This window comes from Pseudomonas sp. NFPP24 (genome assembly GCF_900112095.1).
GTDB classification, from domain to species: domain Bacteria; phylum Pseudomonadota; class Gammaproteobacteria; order Pseudomonadales; family Pseudomonadaceae; genus Aquipseudomonas; species Aquipseudomonas extremorientalis.
On record NZ_FOKD01000031.1, the window covers coordinates 1 to 1,157 of the forward strand.

The following is a 1,157-nucleotide window of genomic DNA, read 5'->3' on the forward strand; positions in this document are numbered from 1 at the left end:
TCACGCTGGGTTTTCTTGGTGCCCCAACTCCCCTTCTTCTTCATGTCATACAGCGAATAATCGCTGTCTTCTGCCGACAGCAGAACCTCATCAACAAAACGAACAGTGGATCCCTCAGGGTCAGACACAGTTTACCCCATCAGCCCGCCATTCAGCGCGAGGCGATTGCCGGCCCTATTAGATACAGCATCATCACTCAATTCGTTTCGTCACCCACCTCAAATTCAATAAATCCGCCCCTTAAGGATCCCCTTTATCAATTTTACTCACCACGCAGCTTGACGGTTCGAGGGTGTCGACTTTCCGGAATGCTTAATTTTTTCAATTTCCGCGTTGACCGCTAAATACTTATCAGCATATTTCTCCGGAGTGCGCTTGTGAAGTTCCCCCAAAATCGACACCAGACTTTCATGAATAGCCAAGTCTGTAGGCTTTATTTCCATAGCATCCTCATAACACTGCAAGGCGCCTTCAAGATCTCCCACCTTAACCAACATCGCACCTAGTTCAAGATACGTATCGACAAATGAAGGTTCGGCTTCAATGGCGGCCTGATAATACTTGAATGCGTAGACAACATTTGACGCACGCTCATTCGATACGCCTGCAAGGAAAAGATATCGAGCTATGACTTGATCAGCGGCCAACTGGGTAGCGACTTCATAATGCTTAATAGCCTGGGCAAAGTCACGCTGATAGAAACATATATCACCTAAACATTCAGCACATGCATAATCAGACAGTGAATGCGAGCAGGCCTTGAAATATTCAATTGCATTTTCGACAAGCCCGGTTGAGAGGTACCGAATCAGTTGTCTCTTAACATCATTAAAATCAGACTCGTTCACAGCTACTCTCCAACTACTCTAACGGGACTGCTCAGGGTCAGCCGCCATTTACTGCGCGCGGGCTGCCCCCCTTTAAACTCTTTATTTTATCGCCCAGCATACTTGGTTCAAAATTTACTTCTATTGAAACGACCAGTCATGCACCGATATCAATTCGATCTTCTGATTAGACTCATACTCCAACGGTGCTCTATAGTCGGTAATAAAGCTGACCCCCTCTATATATTCACCATTTTCAATAATCAGAAACTCATCATCCACATCATTAAAATCCAACTCGTAAAAATCCTCAAGCAGCAGTAGGTCACT

2 protein-coding genes are annotated in these 1,157 nt (G+C 45.3%); both read right to left on the minus strand.

What is annotated here, in order from left to right; translation table 11 throughout:
- Positions 1 to 266: 266 nt before the first annotated feature.
- The gene (locus tag BM026_RS28820; protein ID WP_093514682.1) at positions 267 to 848 is read right to left on the minus strand and encodes a tetratricopeptide repeat protein; all 582 of its coding nucleotides are present in this window, start codon (positions 846 to 848) and stop codon (positions 267 to 269) included.
- 120 nt (positions 849 to 968) lie between these two features.
- Positions 969 to 1,157, minus strand: a 189-nt coding sequence (locus BM026_RS29280; RefSeq protein ID WP_218189415.1) for a hypothetical protein, incomplete at its 5' end; no start/stop codon positions are given.